At 68.0% G+C, this 17735-nt stretch carries 13 protein-coding genes; 6 read left to right on the plus strand and 7 right to left on the minus strand.

Annotated features, from left to right (window positions below; genetic code table 11):
* The first annotated feature begins 3 nt into the window (after positions 1 to 3).
* The gene (locus ACWEV3_RS32430) at positions 4 to 1242 is read left to right on the plus strand and encodes an NAD(P)/FAD-dependent oxidoreductase (protein ID WP_452617532.1); all 1239 of its coding nucleotides are present in this window, start codon (positions 4 to 6) and stop codon (positions 1240 to 1242) included.
* Between the two features lie 150 nt (positions 1243 to 1392).
* On the opposite strand, the gene ACWEV3_RS32435 is transcribed toward ACWEV3_RS32430, so the two are convergent.
* Both ACWEV3_RS32435 and ACWEV3_RS32440 read right to left on the minus strand, forming a co-directional pair.
* Positions 1393 to 1866 (minus strand): hypothetical protein, encoded by a 474-nt coding sequence (locus ACWEV3_RS32435; protein ID WP_452617533.1) that lies wholly within the window; start codon positions 1864 to 1866, stop codon positions 1393 to 1395.
* 24 nt (positions 1867 to 1890) lie between these two features.
* The gene (locus ACWEV3_RS32440) at positions 1891 to 2982 is read right to left on the minus strand and encodes a hypothetical protein (RefSeq protein ID WP_452617534.1); all 1092 of its coding nucleotides are present in this window, start codon (positions 2980 to 2982) and stop codon (positions 1891 to 1893) included.
* A gap of 448 nt (positions 2983 to 3430) precedes the next feature.
* Between ACWEV3_RS32440 and ACWEV3_RS32445 the strand changes: the two genes are divergently transcribed.
* Together ACWEV3_RS32445 and ACWEV3_RS32450 are read left to right on the plus strand one after the other, a co-directional pair.
* On the plus strand, positions 3431 to 4426 hold the full coding sequence (locus tag ACWEV3_RS32445; protein WP_452617535.1) for an ArsR/SmtB family transcription factor: 996 nt from the start codon (positions 3431 to 3433) through the stop codon (positions 4424 to 4426).
* Positions 4427 to 4534: 108 nt separating this feature from the next.
* Entirely contained in the window at positions 4535 to 6550 is a 2016-nt protein-coding gene (locus tag ACWEV3_RS32450; protein WP_452617536.1) for an endonuclease/exonuclease/phosphatase family protein, read from the plus strand.
* 132 nt (positions 6551 to 6682) lie between these two features.
* Here the strand turns inward: ACWEV3_RS32450 and ACWEV3_RS32455 are convergent, their stop codons facing one another.
* Positions 6683 to 8164 (minus strand): hypothetical protein, encoded by a 1482-nt coding sequence (locus ACWEV3_RS32455; RefSeq protein WP_452617537.1) that lies wholly within the window; start codon positions 8162 to 8164, stop codon positions 6683 to 6685.
* 126 nt (positions 8165 to 8290) lie between these two features.
* Positions 8291 to 11647 carry a TM0106 family RecB-like putative nuclease gene (locus ACWEV3_RS32460; protein WP_452617538.1) on the minus strand — a complete coding sequence of 1119 codons (3357 nt, stop codon included), beginning with the start codon at positions 11645 to 11647 and terminating at the stop codon, positions 8291 to 8293.
* Between the two features lie 556 nt (positions 11648 to 12203).
* On the opposite strand from ACWEV3_RS32460, the gene ACWEV3_RS32465 reads away from it, so the two are divergent.
* Both ACWEV3_RS32465 and ACWEV3_RS32470 read left to right on the plus strand, forming a co-directional pair.
* Complete coding sequence (locus ACWEV3_RS32465; protein WP_452617539.1) at positions 12204 to 12770, plus strand: PadR family transcriptional regulator; 567 nt, start codon at positions 12204 to 12206, stop codon at positions 12768 to 12770.
* A gap of 142 nt (positions 12771 to 12912) precedes the next feature.
* Entirely contained in the window at positions 12913 to 14562 is a 1650-nt protein-coding gene (locus ACWEV3_RS32470; RefSeq protein ID WP_452617540.1) for a sulfatase family protein, read from the plus strand.
* On the opposite strand, the gene ACWEV3_RS32475 is transcribed toward ACWEV3_RS32470, so the two are convergent.
* Genes ACWEV3_RS32475 through ACWEV3_RS32485 form a run of 3 tightly spaced genes read right to left on the minus strand, consistent with a single transcriptional unit; the run spans position 14559 to position 16705 of the window.
* Positions 14559 to 14753 carry a ferredoxin gene (locus tag ACWEV3_RS32475; protein WP_452617541.1) on the minus strand — a complete coding sequence of 65 codons (195 nt, stop codon included), beginning with the start codon at positions 14751 to 14753 and terminating at the stop codon, positions 14559 to 14561. The genes ACWEV3_RS32470 and ACWEV3_RS32475 overlap by 4 nt on opposite strands.
* 52 nt (positions 14754 to 14805) lie before the next feature.
* Positions 14806 to 16008, minus strand: a complete 1203-nt coding sequence (locus tag ACWEV3_RS32480) for a cytochrome P450 (RefSeq protein ID WP_452617542.1) — start codon at positions 16006 to 16008, stop codon at positions 14806 to 14808.
* Positions 16009 to 16054: 46 nt separating this feature from the next.
* The gene (locus tag ACWEV3_RS32485) at positions 16055 to 16705 is read right to left on the minus strand and encodes a DUF3159 domain-containing protein (protein ID WP_452617543.1); all 651 of its coding nucleotides are present in this window, start codon (positions 16703 to 16705) and stop codon (positions 16055 to 16057) included.
* A gap of 327 nt (positions 16706 to 17032) precedes the next feature.
* Between ACWEV3_RS32485 and ACWEV3_RS32490 the strand changes: the two genes are divergently transcribed.
* Entirely contained in the window at positions 17033 to 17734 is a 702-nt protein-coding gene (locus tag ACWEV3_RS32490; RefSeq protein WP_452617544.1) for a response regulator transcription factor, read from the plus strand.
* Position 17735: the final 1 nt, after the last annotated feature.

Genomic DNA, 17735 nt, shown 5'->3' on the forward strand with positions numbered 1-17735 from the left:
CAGGTGTTCTCGCATGTACCCGCGCCTCGCCGGGTCGTGGTGGTCGGTGCCGGCGTGGTGGGCCTTTCCACCGCCTGGTTCCTGCAGGAACGCGGCGTGGAGGTCGTGGTGCTGGACCGCAGCGGCGTCGCCGCGGGCGCCTCGTGGGGCAATGCGGGCTGGCTGACCCCGAGCCTCGCCACCCCGCTGGGCGAGCCCAGCGTGCTGGTGTCGGCGCTGCGGTCGCTGGGGGATCCGAACGCCGCGTTACACATTCCGCTGCGTCCGGACCCGGCGGTGCTGGCGTTCCTCGCTCGTTTCGCCGCCCGCTGCACGCCCCGGGCTTGGCAACGGTCGATGGCGGCATTGGTGCCGGTGAACCGACTGGCGTTGCAGACCTTCGACGAGCTGACCACCGGTGGTGTGCGGGCCGGCACCCACAGCGGCCCCATCCTGGTCGGGTTCGCCGATCCGGCCCACAGCGCCGCGCTGCGCCACGAGCTCGAACAGGTCCGCCGCGCCGGCTTGGACGTCCGCTGGCAGCCGGCGAACCCGACGATTCCCCAGCTGTCCGAACAGATCGTCGAGGTCCTGGAACTCCAGGGGCAGCGCTACCTGGAGCCCGGCCCCTTCGTGCATGCCCTCGCCGAATCGGTCCGCGACCGCGGCGGACGCATCGTCGCAGGCGCACGAGTACGGGCGATGCGGCACGGCCCGGGCGGTATCGCGGTGGAAACGTTCGCCGGCGCCCCGGAAGTCGGCGACGCGGTGGTCGTCGCGACCGGCTCGTGGCTCCCGGAACTGGCCAGGAAGCTCGGTGTGCGCACCCAGGTGCAGGCTGGTCGCGGCTACTCGTTCAGCGTCCCGACGGACGAACCGGCCGAGACGCCGGTCTACTTCCCGGCCGCGAAGGTGGCGTGCACGCCGTACCGAGGCCGGCTGCGCATCGCGGGCACGATGGAGTTCCGCGGCCCGGACGATCCGCTGCAGCCCGGCCGCGTCGATGCGATCGTCCGCTCGGTGAAGCCACTGCTGTCCGGTGTGGACTGGTCGGATGCGCAGGACGTGTGGATGGGTCCACGGCCGATGACCCCGAACGGGCTTCCGCTGCTCGGAGCGACCAGTGCGCCTGGCATCTTCGTCGCAGGAGGCCACGGGATGTGGGGAGTGACGTTGGGGCCGATCAGCGGCAAGCTGCTCGCCGAACGCATCGTGACCGGCAAGACCCCTCCAGAACTCCGGCCGTTCGACCCGCTGCGCTGATAGGCCGCAGTGGACGATCGTCGCGTGCGATCCGGCACGCCCGAGCGGCCGTTGCGGACGAGGGTTTCGGGGCCGATGCTTCTTGGCTGCGAGCCACATGCCTGTGATGAGGACGGCTGCGAACAGTGCGCGGAGGACGACAACGCGACGTCATCGTCTCCCGTGACGGGTCCAGTTGACCTGCTGTGAAGAGCCGCTCCGGTCGACTTCGATCGCGGACTGCAAGAATGAACCCTCGAAGTACGCATCGTCGTCATCTTCGTTCCATTCAGGTTCCGGGGCCTGCATTGCGGTCTCGGTCCGCGCTGGCGCTTCACTGCCGAGCTCTCGTGCAAGAAGGCCGTCGAGGGTGTTCTCCTCCGCGGCCTTGCGGAGGTCATCCGTGCTCAATCCGCGTATCGCATGGAGAAAACGGTCGGCGGATTCGGCGAACGCTTCACCGTAAGCAGAGCTGCATGCTGCGTCGCGGAGGGACATGCGACCCGCCTGCACCTCGCGGGCCAGTTCGGCGAAGATCGGATTCTTCCCGCTCGCCGCTTTTTGGAGCGCGGTCTCATGGATGCGGCGAATTTCCTCCATGTCCACACTTGTTCGCGGGACACGGTCAAGTAGTTCCTCGTTCACGGTCGGCCTCCATGTTCAAGATGCTCACACAGACGAATCGGGATGCTCGTACGAGTGGCTGCTCGGGCTATCGCCCGGCAGTTTTTCCAGTTCGCAGCGTGGGCAACCTGGTAGATCAGATGCCGCGAAGATCGTCTCGAAGTACCTGCACGCGTCAAATGCGGCCGTAACGGCGGTCATCGTATTTCCGACGATATCGAAAATTTTCTGCAACGTCAGACCGTACTCCCCTCCGGTGACCACATCCACCACCAGCGACGGCACGAGCAGAAGAGCGTCCAGGGCGAGGTCTATGATGGTGTTGATGGCGTCGTTGCAGGTCATTTGGACTTCATAGACCATCTCCATGTAGAGCTTGTACCGTTCCCCCAATGCGTGGAATGCTTCGGATTCCGTCAATATCGCCTGCTGCAGCCGGGAGAAGTAGTCCGCGGCGGTCTCCGCCGCGTTTCCTTCCCATATCTCCGGAAGCTTGACGAGGGCGGGGGTAAAATTTTCCGCGATCCCTTTCGTGGCGACACTGCAGGCCTCCCAGGCGAGGGCGCATTTCGCCCACGCCTTCCACTCGCCGATGAAGCACTCGAGAACCCAGTCGATGGGATCGACCTCAAACAATTCTTTGAAAAGCGCGCGGACGGCAGCCATGGCGCTATAGTTGTCGAAGGTCTTTCGGCACCACTGCTCTACTTCACTGGCCTTCGGTTCCAGCTCCGCGGGGTCCTTCTTTGTCTTCAGCTCGTCCAGGACGCTTTGGTAAGCGAAGCCTCCTGCTATGGTAGGCCCCACGGGTGGCTGACTTCCTTGGGTTTTCGCTTCCGGGTAGGAGGCGTCCAGCTCCGCCGTCTCGGATTCGTCGGTTTCATCGTAGAAATATGCGGCATTGCCTATCTCGCCCCCTGAAAGATTCAGAACTTCCTGCAGGAGTGCCGTCCGCTCGCTCATCGCGTGGAGCACGTCGGAGTGGCCGCTCATGAGGATGTTGATGAATCCTTCCTTGTGTACACCCAAGTCGGCTTCGTCATAGCAGAACAGAAACATCTCGTGCACGTCGCGACTGCAGTCATGAAGGAAGTCGCTGAATTCCTTCAGTGCCTCTGTGTCGACCTCGAACGACATGAGTCCCCCTTTGCTCGCGTTGTCTCTATGGCAACGATGATCAACGTCGCCAGGTAGCGAACCTGTTCGCGGCCTAGGGCGGAACCGGAATCCAGAACGTGCTCCCTTCGGCGGCTCACCCCTCATCCACCGCCACGAAGCAGAGCTCACCGGCCCGCTTGCCTTCCCGCCATAATCACGAACACTCGGAGCGACGGCCACCCCTTTGCGCACACGCGCAAAGGGCCACCACCTGGGGCGCGAGCAGACCCACTACCTTCCTCGTTGCTCGCTTCGGGTGATCGTTGGCGGCGGTCGGCGGGGAAGAGCGACGTAAGCGTGGCGCAAGTGCCCTACCGGATCATCGTTGCCACCGGGACAACAAGAGCACGGGGACTCATGTCGTTCGAGGTCGATACCGCCCTGCATTCGGTGTCTCGGATGTGACCGTGGAGGCCGGGGGAGAGACATGACGCTGCGGATGGTGTTCGAGCGCGAGGATCTGCAACGAGTGCGGGTAGCCGCTGCGCCGGATCCGATGTGGGAGCTCGTGCTGAGCCTGCACCAGGTGCGGGAACGGCGGCTCACGGCCCGGTACGTGCACTGGCGGCAGCAGGCAGGGGACCGGATCCGCCGCAGTGACCAGGCGCGGCGGTGGTTGTCCACTTTGTTCACGCTGGTGCCGCCGGAAGGAGATTTCCCCGACTTCCTCACTCCCGCGAAGCTGGTCACCGAGCTCGGCGCCGGCTGCGAGGCCGTGGCGTGCACTCCGCGGGGGCTCTTGCAGGCGGACTTGCGTGCGGTTTTCGCCGGTCGCACCGCCCCGGGTTGGGTGCGGGCGCTGGCCACCGCGGATCGCGGCCGGCTCCAGGATGTCGTGGGCGCGGTCCGCCAGGCCTACGACGTTCTGGTGGCGCCGCACTGGACGCAAGTGCGCGACGGTGTGGCGACCGACAGGGCCGCGCGGGTGCAGGCGCTCACCGAGGGCGGGGTGGGCAAGCTGCTGGCCGGGATCCCCAGCGTCCAGGGATGGGACGGTGAAGCGCTGTACCTCCAGTACCCAGTACAGCGCGCCGTGCACCTCGCCGGGCGCGGGCTGACCCTGGTGCCCAGTTACTTCTGTTCGAGCAACCCGATCACGTTGATCGACCCCGAGCTGTCTCCGGTTCTGGTCTACCCCGCCGAGACCGGCGAAGGTATGCGGCCGGCGGCGGTCGAACCGTCGGCGAGGCTGGTCGCGCTCCTCGGTGGCACGCGCGCCGAATGCCTGGCGATCCTGGCCACGCCCCACACCACCAGCGAGCTCGCCGACGACGTCGGTACCTCCGTCGCGACCGCCAGCCGGCAGGCCGCTGTGCTCCGCGACGCGGGGCTGATCACCAGCGAGCGGCGCGGCGGCGCGGTGCTCCACCACGTCACGCACCTCGGCTCGAGGCTGCTCGTGGGTGGCGTGGGCGAACTCTGAGTCCCTGTTGCCCGGCGGGTTTTCACTCCGGTGCAAAGGTGTGGCATCGCCCCGGCCGCTTCTGGGAGATTCCGCCCGTTGTGATCGTCACGATTTGGGGGATGTGGCATGCGTGTTCTTGTTGCGCTGCTCGGCATGGTCCTCGCATCGGCGCTGCTCACCGGCAGCGCGTGGTCGGAGCGGGATGGCCAGCTGGAACCGGCAGCGGGTTCGGTGGGGCAGCCGGCCGTTCGAGCTACCGGGTCGACGCTCAAGGTGCTCCAGTGGAACATCGATGGGGAAAAGGACAACAACGGCAGCGATCAGCCGATCGACCGGCTCGTCGAGAAGATCGAAGAGTTCGATCCGGACATCGTGACTGCCAACGAAGTGTGCAAGATCCAGTATGAGCACCTGCTCGAGAAGCTGAACGCGCGCGGTATCGAAATGCATGGCAACTTCGGACAGGCGTCGAGTCCTCTGCTGTTTTCCTGCGGCGATTGGGATACCGACTACGTGGCCGGCAACGTGGTCCTCACCAAGGCGCCGATCCGGGATGCGACCAACTACTGGTTCGAGGGCACGGAACTCGCGGACGGTAAGACCAACCGCGGCTTCTCCTGCGTGACAGCCGAGTTCGCCACCGTCATGCGGGCCTGCTCAGTGCACCTCGCGCCGCAGGACAGCGAAGGCAATGTCGATGAAGCGGTGGGGCAGGCGGCCACGATCGCCGATCTGGTGGGACAGTTTACCGACGAATACCCATACGTTATCGGCGGCGACTTCAACGCCGTACCGGACAAGCATCTCGACAGCATGTACGCGCCGGATGCCGGTGGTAACGGTGAGTTCTACGAGGCCGCGTGGCAGCAGGATGGGCACGGATTCCAGACCCACCCCCAAGGCAAGCTGGACTACATCTTCGCTGACAGCAAGAACTTCCTTCCGGACATGACAGCGAGATCCCTCTACGGTGAAAAATGCGAGGGCAGCGCCATCCGGCACTGCTCGGATCATCGGCTGCTCTATGGAGAAGTGACCCTGCGTGCTCAGGATGTTCCCAACCCGAACGTCCCGCCGGTCGATGATGCACCACCAGTTGTGGACGCGGGCCAGTCCGCCAGTGGTGACGAGGGCGCACCGGTGAAGCTGAACGGTTCAGCGACCGACGATCGCGGTACTCCGGCCGTGCACTGGAGTTACCAGCCCGCCGAAGGCGTCGACGCCGGGACCGAATGCGAATTCGGATCCCCCGACAAGACGTCGACGTCGTTCTCGTGCAACGACGACGGCCGTTTCACAGTGACGTTGACCGCCGATGACGGCCGCAATCCGCCGGTGTCGGACAGCACGGTGGTGGACCTCCGCAACGTCGCGCCGAAGCTGACGTCACAGGACCCCGAGCCGTGGTCGGTGTTCCGGGTGGGCACGGATGTCCCGTTCGGGGCATCGTTCACCGACCCGGGGGAGAACGACACGCACACCTGCTCCTACGAATGGGACGACCCCGATGCCCCGGAGGCCTCGGGCACCTCGGACAGTTGCGAGCAGGGTCATGCTTTCAGCCACGCTGGGATGTACACGGTCCGGGCAACGGTGACCGACGACGACGGCGGAAGCGACACCACGTCGATGCTAGTGGTCGTGTACGACCCCACGGCCGGGCTGCTCGCCAGCGCGGGAACGACTGGTGATGAGACGTTCGTGGCGTCGGCGAAGTACCCAGCGGAAGACTCGGCGAAGCCGCTGGGCACGTACGTGCTGCGCGCGGGCTCCACGCAGCTGGTCACGACTTCCTTCGACTGGCTGGTGATCACGCCGGACGGGAAGGCGGCGCTGCGTGGCACGGGCACGGTCGACGGCACGGAGCACGGTTTCCTCGTCTACGTCACGGCGGGCCATTTCCGGACGGTGACCTGGCCGTTGTCGGAGAGCGAGAACCCACCGGCCGACCCGGAGCACGACTCGAACCCCGGCGCGAGCTACGACGTGGACGAGGCGGACCCGATCCCAGTGCCCACCGGTGTCACGGTGATCGACACCGGCTGGCTGCCCGGACTGCCCGCGCCGGCGGGAGAACTGCTGGAGCAACTCCCGGGCGCAGCTGAGGAACTGGAGGATCTGCTTCCCCCGCTTGGCCGCTGACGACCACGGGAGCGGAGCACGAGGGTGATCTTGAGCCGACGGCCGCCGGCTGGCTGGTAGTTCGGGTGTGCGAGCACGAAGATCCCGAAGACGCAGCCGACCGCGCGGCCGCACGCATCGGTGAGTCAAGGCTCAGTCGGCTGACGTCGTCCCGCAATCGCCCTCGTCCTCGGCCGCGTAGTCGTCCTCGTCCTCGAACCTCTCGTTGATCTCCTCGATCGCGTGCCGTGCCGCCATTGCCAGGTGGCGGGGGCACAGCCAGGCGTCAGGTGCACTGACGTCGGCGGGCTCCGCGAACTCTGCCGGCGCGTAGAGGTGGTTGAGGTGATGCTGCAGGTCCCGGCTCTCCATGGGGTGCGCATCGCCGTGGGCGCACTGACCTTCCGTCGAGTCAGCGGCTACTGTGGACAAGATTTCCCGGATGTCCTTCGCCACGCCGTAGGGCATTTCCACGATCTCGACGCACCACGTGGCGATCAGCAGTGGAACGGTCCGCTCAACCGGATCGGCGTCCGCCGCCAGCGCTGCGTACCGGCGGGCTGCCCACAGCCCTGCCTCCTGCACGTCGCGATGCTCGTCGAACTGGTTGTCCTCGATCAACGCGGTCAACGAGCCGATGTCGATTCTTCCATCGGGGCGCAGGAATTGCGCGTCGAGGCGCGCGGTGTCCCGGCTGCCGAACAGCCTCTCCCGCCCCTGCCGCAACTCGCCCAACGCCGTCTCGGCGAGGCCGCGGAGGAAGGCGGGGCACAGCCAGTTCCGCACCGGGAGCCGGTCCTCGTCGTGCCATGCCGCGAGGCACGCCCTGCCGCCCGGACTGCGCAGCCGGATACCGTCCGCGGCTGTGCTTGCAGCGTCGAAGCCCGTTTCGGGGTGCTCGTCCGGCGCGTGGGCGCAGGTGCCGTCCCCGAGTTGGGGCAGCACTCCCTCCAAGCCCTCGATCATCTCGTCGAGCACGGACGAGGTCCGGATCCGGCCGGAGACCGCGTACCAGCAGCTGGCGTACATCGTCACGACGTAACCGGCCCGCACAGCGCGAGTCGGGTGGCTGGGCAACGAGCCGGCCAGGTATTCCAAGGTCCAGCGCGGGTCGGCGTACGGGTAGTCGTTGAGGATGCCGTCCAGGTCCTTGATGTCCGACTCGTGGTCGCGGGGCAGGTCCTCGGGCAGCTCGTCCGCGGAGAACGGGGCGATCACGTCCGCGGTGATCCGGGCGAAACCGGCGACGTTGGCCGGGCACCACCACTCCTCGTCGGCCGGCAGCCGCTCCAGATCGCCGAGATCGGGGCCGTGGCGCCAGATGTCGTCATCATCCAGTTCGGCCACCACCTTCTCGTACGGGTGCCCGCGATGACCGCACGGCCGGTCCCGCAATGCCCGATCGGCGGCCAGCAGTGCGTCCACCACGACGTCCGCGACACCGTCGCCGGGCCGCCAGGCGACGTAGCCCGACATCGCCGCCAACCCGAAGGTCCACAGTGGTGCTTGTTCGCCACCGGGATCACCGGTCAGCAGGCGGGCGCACTCCAGCACGAGCGAGTCCGCCTCGGCGCCATCGGAGTTCGCGTGGACGGAGCGCCAGGAGCCGATGCGTTCGGCCAGCTTGTTGATCACGCCAGGTGCGACGCCGGGCGAGGCGGGGAGGTTCCCTCCCGACGCCAGGCAGCTCCAGCTCGGCGGAGCGGCGCAGGTCTGAGTGCCGTTGCAGTACTGGGGCTGGGGGCGAGTGGGGGTTGGGGGTCAGCGAGCGGGCCAGGGGTGGGCGTCCCGCAGCAGTCCGAGCATCCCGGAGACGAGCCGCATCTGCTCGACCGTCCGGATGTCCGCCTCCAGCAGCCGCGGGCTGCACACCAGCACCGCCACCGACTGCGCTCGCGACAGTGCCACGTTCAGCCGGTTGCGGGACAACAGGAAATCCAGTCCGCGGGGCAGGTCGATCGCTGACGAGGACGTCATCGTCGTCACCACCACCGGGGCTTCCTGGCCTTGGAACCGGTCCACCGTGCCGACGCGCACGTCGCCGAAACCGGCGTCGGCCAGCGCGTGCGTGACCGTCCGCGCCTGCAGGTTGTACGGCGCCACCACGAGGAAATCCGCGTCCGTCAGCGGACGGCCCTGCCACGTGCGCCCGTGCAAGTCCGCGATCACCGACACGACCTGCGCCGCCTCCTCGATCGACCGCGTGGTGTTCCCGCGGTGTTCCACCGACGCGAGGTACAGCCCGGAGGCGAAGCCGTCGACCGAACGGTCCGCGGACGGGTGCGAGTGCAGCAAACCCGCGTACGACAACCGGGAAACCGGCGCGCACACGGCCGGATGCATGCGCCGTGTCTGGTCCAGGAAGTAGCCCAGCTCGGGCGGCATGATGTCCGCGTCGCCGATCAGGTGCCCCAACGCCGATGCCTCCGCGCCCGCCGGGTGCGTGCCCTGCACGACCTGCGGCAGCTGCTGCGGATCGCCCAGCAGCACCACGTTCTTCGCGCACATCGACACGGCCAGCGCGTCCGCGAGCGCGAATTGCCCGGCCTCGTCGATCACCAGTACGTCGAACGGCTCCTCGCGCACGGCGGCGTTCGCGAATGTCCACGCGGTGCCGCCGACGAGGTGCCCGTCGTTGTGCTCCTCGCGCCATTTCGCCAACGCGTTGTTCGTCTTCGGCTGTTCCCACGGCAGCGCGGGATCCGGCGTCCGGCGCGGCCGTTTCGCGCACGCCATCGACGGCGCGTTGCCGAGCGCGGCGGACAGCACGTTCTCCACGGCCTTGTGGCTGTTGGACGTCACACCGACCGTCCGGCCGGACCGCACGAGATGCGCGATCAGCTTGCCCGCCAAGTACGTCTTCCCAGCCCCGGGCGGGCCCTGCACCGCCAGCACCGACCCGTCGAGCGCGTCGACCGCCTCGATCACGGTGGCCACCGAGTCCTCGCCGGGCGCGGGCAGCGCACCGCCGCGCAACCGCGGGATCCGGCGCAGCAGGTCCACGCCCGGATGCGCGGGCAGCTCCGGGAGCGTTTCCCCGACCAGCCGCGCCAGGTCGGCCACGGCCTCGTCCTTCGGCGCGGGCCGCACCGGGCCTCCCGGCAGGACCGCGACCGGTCGTTCGTCCGACGTGCTCTCCGGTGCGCTGCTCTCCTCCAGCGTCAGCTCGACCGCCGACGCCGCCACGACCTTCGCGTCCCGCGCATCGGCGCTGTACCGCAGCCGCACGCCGTCCCCGACCGCGAACGGATGCGGCCGGTCCGGGTCGCACGCCACCACGAGCGTGCGCTTGGCCGTGCGCAGCCGTCCCGACGGCGGCACCCACTCGCCTGCGGACACCGACACCGGCACAGCACAGGTCGTGTCCACCTCGAGGTCGCCGACCGGTGCGGCGAGCTGCCGGAAGAACTCCCACCATGCCGGGTTCGTCTCGCGACGGTGATAACCGACGGAGGCGGCGAGCAGCGCGCGAGCGTGGTCGTCCGGGGTGAAGTCGGCGGGGTCGTCGGGCAGGCCGTCGAGCAGCGGGTCGACCAGCGCCGCCAGCGCGGCCGCGCGTTCGGCCCGGCGCAGCGCGGCCTCTTCCTCCTCCGTCTGCCGCAGCAGGGCGTCCACTTCGGACTCCGGCGCCGGGGTTGCGAGCTCGATGCCCGCTTCCTCGCGGACGCGGTGCAGGAATTCCAGCAGCCGCAACGTGGAGACGCAGTCGTACTCGTTGTAGTCGGCGATGCCGCGCAGCACCTCGTCGGCCTCTTCGACGTCGCCGGCCTTGGCGAGCGTCAGGTAGTCCTCGTACGCCTCGATGCTCGACGCGGCCGTCTTCACGTCGCCGTCGCGGGCTTCCGGCATGTACAACGGTTCGAGGTACTTGATCGAGTACGACCGCTGGCCGACGCGCAAGGCCTTGCGCACCACGGCATACAGGTCGACCATCCGGCCGCTGCGCAGCAGTTCGTCCACGGCTTCCTCGCGCGTTCCGTGCACTGCGGCGAGCCGCTTGACGGCCGTGACCTCGTACGGCGCGTAGTGGAAGATGTGCGCGTCCGGATCGTCGGTCAGCCTGGCGGTGGCGAAGTCGACGAACTCCTCGAAGGCACGCTTCTCCTGCCGACGCGTATGCGCCCAGAACGGTGTGAAGCGCGCGTCGGGCGTGACGGCGCCGAACAGGTACTCCAGCCCGGCGCCGGCGAGGGCGTACGGGTCGCCTTCCATGTCGAAGAAGATGTCGCCCGGGCTCGGTGGCGGCAGCTCGGCCAGCGCCGACGGGTCGATGACCTCGTACGCCAATTCTCCGGTTTCGTCCTGCCGCACCTGGATCGCGGCCTGCGCGCGCAAGGTCGCGAAGGTACCCGCCGACATGTCACGCGGCCGGTCCGACGGCTCGGCGGTGGCGAGCGCGTCGATCGTGCCGAGGCCGGCCGTCACGAGCTTGCGCCGCTGTTCGCCACGCATGCCCGCGACCAGCGACAGGTCCCGGTCCTTCTCGCGCGCGGACGAGCAGTGGTCGGCGAAGCCGCAGCCGGTGCAGGCGGGGCGTTCGTCGGCCCACATGCGTTCCGGCAGCCGTGGCGGCCGCGTGACGAGCCGGTCACGGAGGCGATCGAGCAGCGGGAGGAAATCGTCGACGCGCAGGCTGCGCGTGGTGCCGTCACCGAGCAGCAGGTGCATCTCCGGCCCGGCCGGCCAACCAGCGCGGCGCAACGCGTCGGCGTACGCGGTGAGCTGCACGACCGCGGATGGCTTCGCGTGCCGCGCGAGCTTCGTGTCGTAGACCTCGTAGCGGCCTTGGTCGTCGCGGAGCAGGAAGTCGGCGCGGCCGGAGAATTCGCCGTCGTGGAAGACGGCCTGGTAGATCACCGGCGCGCCTGCCCGCAGCGCTTCCCCGGTGGCCTTCGCGGCGGCGACCTGGTCGGGCTCGTCGATTTCGACCACGGTCTTGCGCTCGCCACGCAGCCGTTCGAGCGTGGCTGCCTCGTGCGCATGGCCGTGCTTGACGGCCAGCCGGTCGGGCCCGGAGCCCGGGCGCGGCGCGCCGGGCAGTCCCGCCGCCAACGCTTGCTTGAGGATGCTGCGGTGTTCGCATTCGAGCAGGTCGGCGAGGTCGGACGGGGTATGCATCGCCTGGCAGTCTGACATGCGCGCCCGTCCGGCTCGGCACCATGGGTGCCAACACGCCGTGGCAGTAAATCCCGGTCGTGCGGGCGGTGATGACCTCGACGGCCGCCGGGTTCGACTGCTGCACGACTTGAACTCCCGCAGCAGGTGTCGGAGGCCGCCGCCCGTTCCGCGAGGCCGGTGTGCTGCCGCTGGCGGCGTTTCCCCTGACCTTTACGAGTGTGACTATGTGCGTTAGAACATAGCTGGTGAATATTCGGCGGAGGTCCGGTCACTTGGGAGGAGCCGAACTGTCATGAGTGATCTCCAATCGCCTTCGCGCTGCTGCATGTCCTCGAATGGCGGTGCCGGTATCCACCGCGGAGATCCCGCGCCATCGAGATCAGGACGGGATGGTGCTGCTGCCCGGTGGCGAGTTCCTCATGGGGACCGAGGGCGGTCCGGACAGTTCCAGTGGGCGCGGGCTTTCGCTGCGTTGCGTCCGCGTGACGGGTCTTGACATCGTCCGGCTTCGGGGATGAATATCGGGACATAGGTTCTTGGGAACGTAGGTGATCCGATGCAGCTCGGCTACGTGATCCTCGGAATGCTGGCCTTGCGCCCTGTCTCCGGCTACGACCTGCGCCGGTGGATGGAGGGCCCGGGCCGGTACATCGGCTACGGCGTGCAGCTGCCGCAGATCTATCGCCGGCTCGGGAAGCTGGTGGAGCGCGGCTGGGTCGGCTTCGAAGTCGACCCGCGCGAGGGGCGCCCCGACGCGAAGGTCTACCGGCTGACCGAAGAGGGGCGTGCGGCGCTGCTGGAGTGGGCCCGGTCCCCCTACGAGCCCTCGCCGCGCCCCAAGGACCCCGAATTCACTCTCCGCTTCGTCTTCGCCGGACAGCTCGGCCCCGACATCGCGCTCGACTTGGTGACCACGGAGCTGGAGTACCGGCTCAAGCATGACGTGAACCCGCCCGCCCTACCGTCCGTCGCCGCGTACGAACCGCAGATCCCCGAATTGGACGCCGACTGGGCACGCGAGGTCCACACCCTGGCTCACGAACACGGATACGCCTTCTCCGCCTCGTACATCGCCTGGCTCCAGGTGACGAAGGCCCGCCTTGAAGCCGAACTCGGCCGCTGATTCCGCCGCCCTGAGCGGCTGATCCACATCCAATCCGCCCCTCGGGCTCCCGCCCGCGGTATCGCCATGTCCGCAGCCGCCGGGTGAGCCCGCACGGGCGTGTACCCGGACACACCCCGCACCGAGCCTTGGAGTTTCCCGCATGCGCATCATCTACATCGACGTGGACACCCTCCGCGCTGATCACACCACCCCGTACGGCTACCACCGACCGACCACGCCCAACCTGCAGAAGCTGGCGGACAAGTCCGTCACCTTCGACCGCTACTACTGCTCCGACTCGCCCTGCCTGCCCTCCCGCACGGCCCTGACCAGCGGCCAGTTCGGCATCACCAACGGCGTCGTCGGGCACTTCGGACCGGCCGCCCAGTTCCGGCTCGATGCCGGCCACGGGCCCGAACCCGACCGCCCGCTGCTCGGCCAGCGGCTCGGATGGGGCGGCTACTACACGGCTGCGATCTCTGTGTTCGCCGAGCGCCACCGCGCCTACTTCTTCCACGGCAACTTCCGCGAGTCGATCCGCGCCACCGACCGCTTCGGTGACGAGGAGGCACCAGACGTCAACCGGGCGGCAATCGAATGGCTGCGTCGCCACGCCGACGAGGACGACTGGTATCTCCACTTGACCTACTGGGAACCGCACACCAACTACACCCAGCCCGCCGAGTGGACCGACCAGATGGCCGCTTCCGGCCCGGTGCAGGCCTGGCCCGACGAAGAGACGATCGCCGCGCACGCCGAGATCTACGGCCCGCGCAGCGCCCTCGACCTGCACTACTCCCTAATCGGGTCGGGCAAGTCCCCGGTTCCCCACAACATGCCTGATGCGATCCGGTCCCGCGCCGACTTCGAGCACCTCATCAACGGTTACGACGGCGCCGTGGCCTACTGGGACCACCATTTCGGCCAGCTCATGGCTGCCCTGGAGGAACTGGGCATCGCCGACGACACCGCCGTGATCGTCAGCGCCGACCACGGCGAGTCGTTCGGTGAGCAGGGCTCGTACGCCGAGCACGGACTGGCCAACGAGCCCACCCACCGCCTGCCGTTGGTCGTGCATTGGCCGGGCCTGACCGACGATCTGCCCGACGAGGCCCGCCGCAACGACGCCCTGCTGTACAACATCGACCTCGCACCGACCTTGTGCGATCTGCTCGGCATGGACGTCCCGGCGGGCTGGCAGGGCAAGTCCTTCGCGCCGGCGGTGCGCGGGGAGCGCATCGACTCCCGCGAGTACCTGGTCCTCGGGCACGGCGCCCACACCTACCAGCGGGCCGTGCGCACCCGCGACCACCTCTACGTCCGCACCTACCACCCCGGCAGCTTCCGCGCCGAGTGGGAACAGCTCTTCCACGTCACCGAAGACCCACACCTCACCCGGGACCTGCTGGAGCAGGAACCGGAGCTGGCCGCGCGGATGCGCTCGTACCTGGCCGAATGGTGGCACAAGTACGCGGGCCACCCAGGTGCCCTGCCCGACCCGATGCAGACGACCCTGCAGACCGGGCCGACGTACTACAGCGATCCCGCGCGCTACGCCCAGCACCTGCGCGACACCGGCCGCGAGCATTTGGCGGAAGACTTGGAAGGGCGCCTCGCCGCCCTGAACGTGCCCGTCTCCTGGCACGCCCCCGACCGGCCCCGCACCACCGAGCTGATCCAGCGCTGGGTGCAGCTGATGCAGACGCGCGAGGAGCGACCCGTCTCTTCCGAAGGCCGCCGGCCCCAGCGGACCGAAGACGCCATCGTCCTGGCCGGGCCCGGCCAGGACGATGGCGTCCAGGGAAGTTAGCGCTGCAGCGCGATAGCTAGTGCGGGGCAGCCGGCCGCAGCTTGCTCGACCTGCGCCAGCAGTTCGCGTGGCGGGTCGGGGTTGAGCAGCATCACCCGGCCATCACTGTCGTCTTGGTCGAAGACGTCGGCTGCGATCAGTGCACATTGTCCCGCGCCGATGCACTTGTCCTTGTCAGCGATGATGTTCATCGGGATTCCTCGTCTGGTAAGGGATGTGAGGCATTTTGCGCAAGCCGGGGCACTACCAGGTGACAGGAAGCTCGTTCAAACCTCCGGTCAGCCGGTCCGTGCGGACCTCGATGTCATCGAGGTCCACGGCCAGTCGTAGGCGGGGGAACCTCCGGAACAGCGCTGGGAAGACCGTGCGCAGCTCGGTCCGGGCAAGGTTCGCGCCGATGCAGAAGTGCACGCCGTGGCCGAACGCGAGGTGCGGGTTGGGACTGCGCTCGGGATCGAACTGAGCTGCCTCGGCAAACACCGCCGGATCTTGGTTCGCGGCGCCGACGGCAATGATCACCGCGTCACCGGCGGAGATCGTCTGGCCTGAGATCTCGACATCGTCGTGTGCGTAGCGCACCAGGCCCAGACCGCTCGGTGAGGTCCGGCGCAGGATTTCCTCCACCGTGGACTCGGCTCGGTCGTCGGGGTCCGCGGCGAAGGCGTCTCGACGGTCCACATCGGACAAGAGCAGTAGGACGCCGAGGTCGATGCGACCGGCGGTCGTCTCGTGGCCGGCGAAGATCAGCCCTGCGGCAAGTCGCGCGATGTCCTCGTCGGTGAAGGTGGGGAAAGCTCGTTGCGCGAACACCATGTCGGAGATGACGTCCTCAGCCGGGTTGGCCCGCTTGGCTTCGGCCAGCTCGCTGGTGTACGCCATGAACTCGGACATGGCGGTGCGGGCGACGTCGCCCGCGTTCATCCGGCCGATCCGGTCGGAGAAGTCGCGGAAGAGGTCGCGGTCTTCGTAGGGCACACCGAGCAGTTCGCAGATGACGAGCACGGGCAGTGGGAAGGCGAGGTGTTCGTGCAGGTCGACCGGTTCGCCGGGAGACCGGTCGTGCGCCGCCTGCATCGCATCGAGACAACCCTCGGTCAGTTCCCGGATGTGATCGCCCAACGCGCGCATCCGCTTGGCGGAGAACGCCGGTGCGAGCAGTTTGCGCAGCCGCTGGTGATCTGCCTGCTCGGTGTTGTAGTTGCCGGACGGGCCGTTGAAGACCGCGGCGTCGGAAACCTTCGCGGCCGCTTCAGGCGCCGGGTGCGACCGCCCGAGGCGCGAATCGCCCAACAGCGCCCGTGCCTCGGTGTAGCGGGTCACCAGCCACGCCGGGTCACCGGAGGGCGTGCGGACCGGGACGAGCGGGGCTTGGCGACGCAGGACGGCGTAGTGCGGGGCCAAGTCGAGCACGTTCGGGCGGTCGAACGGTAGTTGGGGCGCGGACATCGGTTTTGTCTCCTTCATCATCGGTGTTGTCGCGGACGCTCGTTCGTCAAGCAGCCTTCTGCGGGTCAGGCGAAGAACTGGGATCCAGCTCGCTCGTAGGAGCGTCACAGCGGTCTGTCGCGGGGGCACAGTGGTGCGTCCCGGTCGTGCGGCGGAAGACCCGCCATGCCAGCAACACGCCGAGCCCGTGCACGACCGGGCCGACTGCGTTGGTGAAGCCGAGCGCGATGGTCTGGCCGGCCAAGAACAGGGGGATTTCGGCCGACAGGATGACGACCTTCGTGGCGAGCAGAACCACATTGGACCTCGTGAAAGCCCGGCGGCGGATCGGACAGCGGCGCCATCTGGTCCCTTCGCCGGTGACCAGCCCCGCTACCAGGCCCAGCGGTGGCCAGCCGAACGCCAGCATCACCGGGGTCACCAGGGCGATGGTGCTGTGGATCACCAGGCCCGGCGCGAAGAAGTTGGTGGCATCTCCGGTGCACGCGGCCAGCAGCCCCCCGACGCAGATGATGCCGAGGGCACCAAGTGCCCGCCAGACGGGTTCTCCGCACACCAGCCGGCGCACTGTGATCCCGACGCCGCAGGTGAGGGCGAACGCCACCGCAATGACGACCCGGTGGGTCAGCACGAAGGTCAGCGTGAAGAAGAGGATCGGTGCGATGTCGATCAACGCTGCACGCACCCGGTTCTGCACGTCGGGCTGGGTGTTGTCAGCACGGTCGTCTTTGGGGGGTGGCGAAGGGACCACGGCTGCTCCAGGGGGCTGGTCGGGTGCGTTGATGCCAGGAAACCCGGACCAGCTGACCCGGCACGGTCACCGAGCTGACGATTTGCTGACAGTGGCCAGCGCTGGCGCCCACGCGCGTTTCACGGCGTTTCCACTGCTCAGCCCGTGCCACCGGTCGGTGATCTGGAGCGTGGGGCGCAGTAGGATGCCGACGCTGGAACCAGGCGGCGCGTTGCCGCACGAGTCACGACATGATGGGTGCCTGCCATGCCGTCCGCTTCGGGGAGCGAGGGTGTGTCGCCGCCCCGGGGAGCCGGGCAGCGGTTGCTCGTCGTGGACGACGATCCGAGACTGGCTGAACTGCTGGAGACCACCTTGAGCCTGGCGGGCTACGAGGTGGCGGTGGTGGATTCTGGTGCCGAGGCCCTGCACGCCTGTGCCACGATCCGGCCCGACCTGCTGGTGCTGGATGTGATGTTGCCCGACATGGACGGGTTCGCGGTATGCCAGCGGTTGATCGAGGACAGGGCACGACTGCCGGTGCTGTTCCTGACGGCGCGGCACGCGGTCGAGGATCGCGTGACCGGTTTGGCCATGGGGGCTGATGACTACCTCACCAAGCCGTTCAGCGTTCTCGAACTGCTCGCCAGGGTGCACGTCCTGCTGCGCAGAGCGGGTATGACCGCAGAATCGAGCCCGGTTCTGCGTTTCGCCGACCTGACCGTGGACGAGCGGAGCATGCGAGTCCGCCGCGGCGATCGGCCGATCACGCTGTCGCCGACCGAGTACAAGTTGCTGCGCTACCTGCTGGTCAACGCCGACCGCGTGATGTCGAAAGACCAGATCATGGATCACGTGTGGCAGCACCAGTTCACCCCCGGGGTCGTCGAGAAGCTGGTGTCCCGGCTGCGGGCGAAGGTGGACGCGCACCCGCCGGCCCTGATCCGCACGGTGCGTGGCTTCGGCTACAGCCTGCGGCGCCCCGGAGGTGACTGAC

The sequence above is a fragment of the Saccharopolyspora sp. NPDC003752 genome (genome assembly GCF_053605825.1).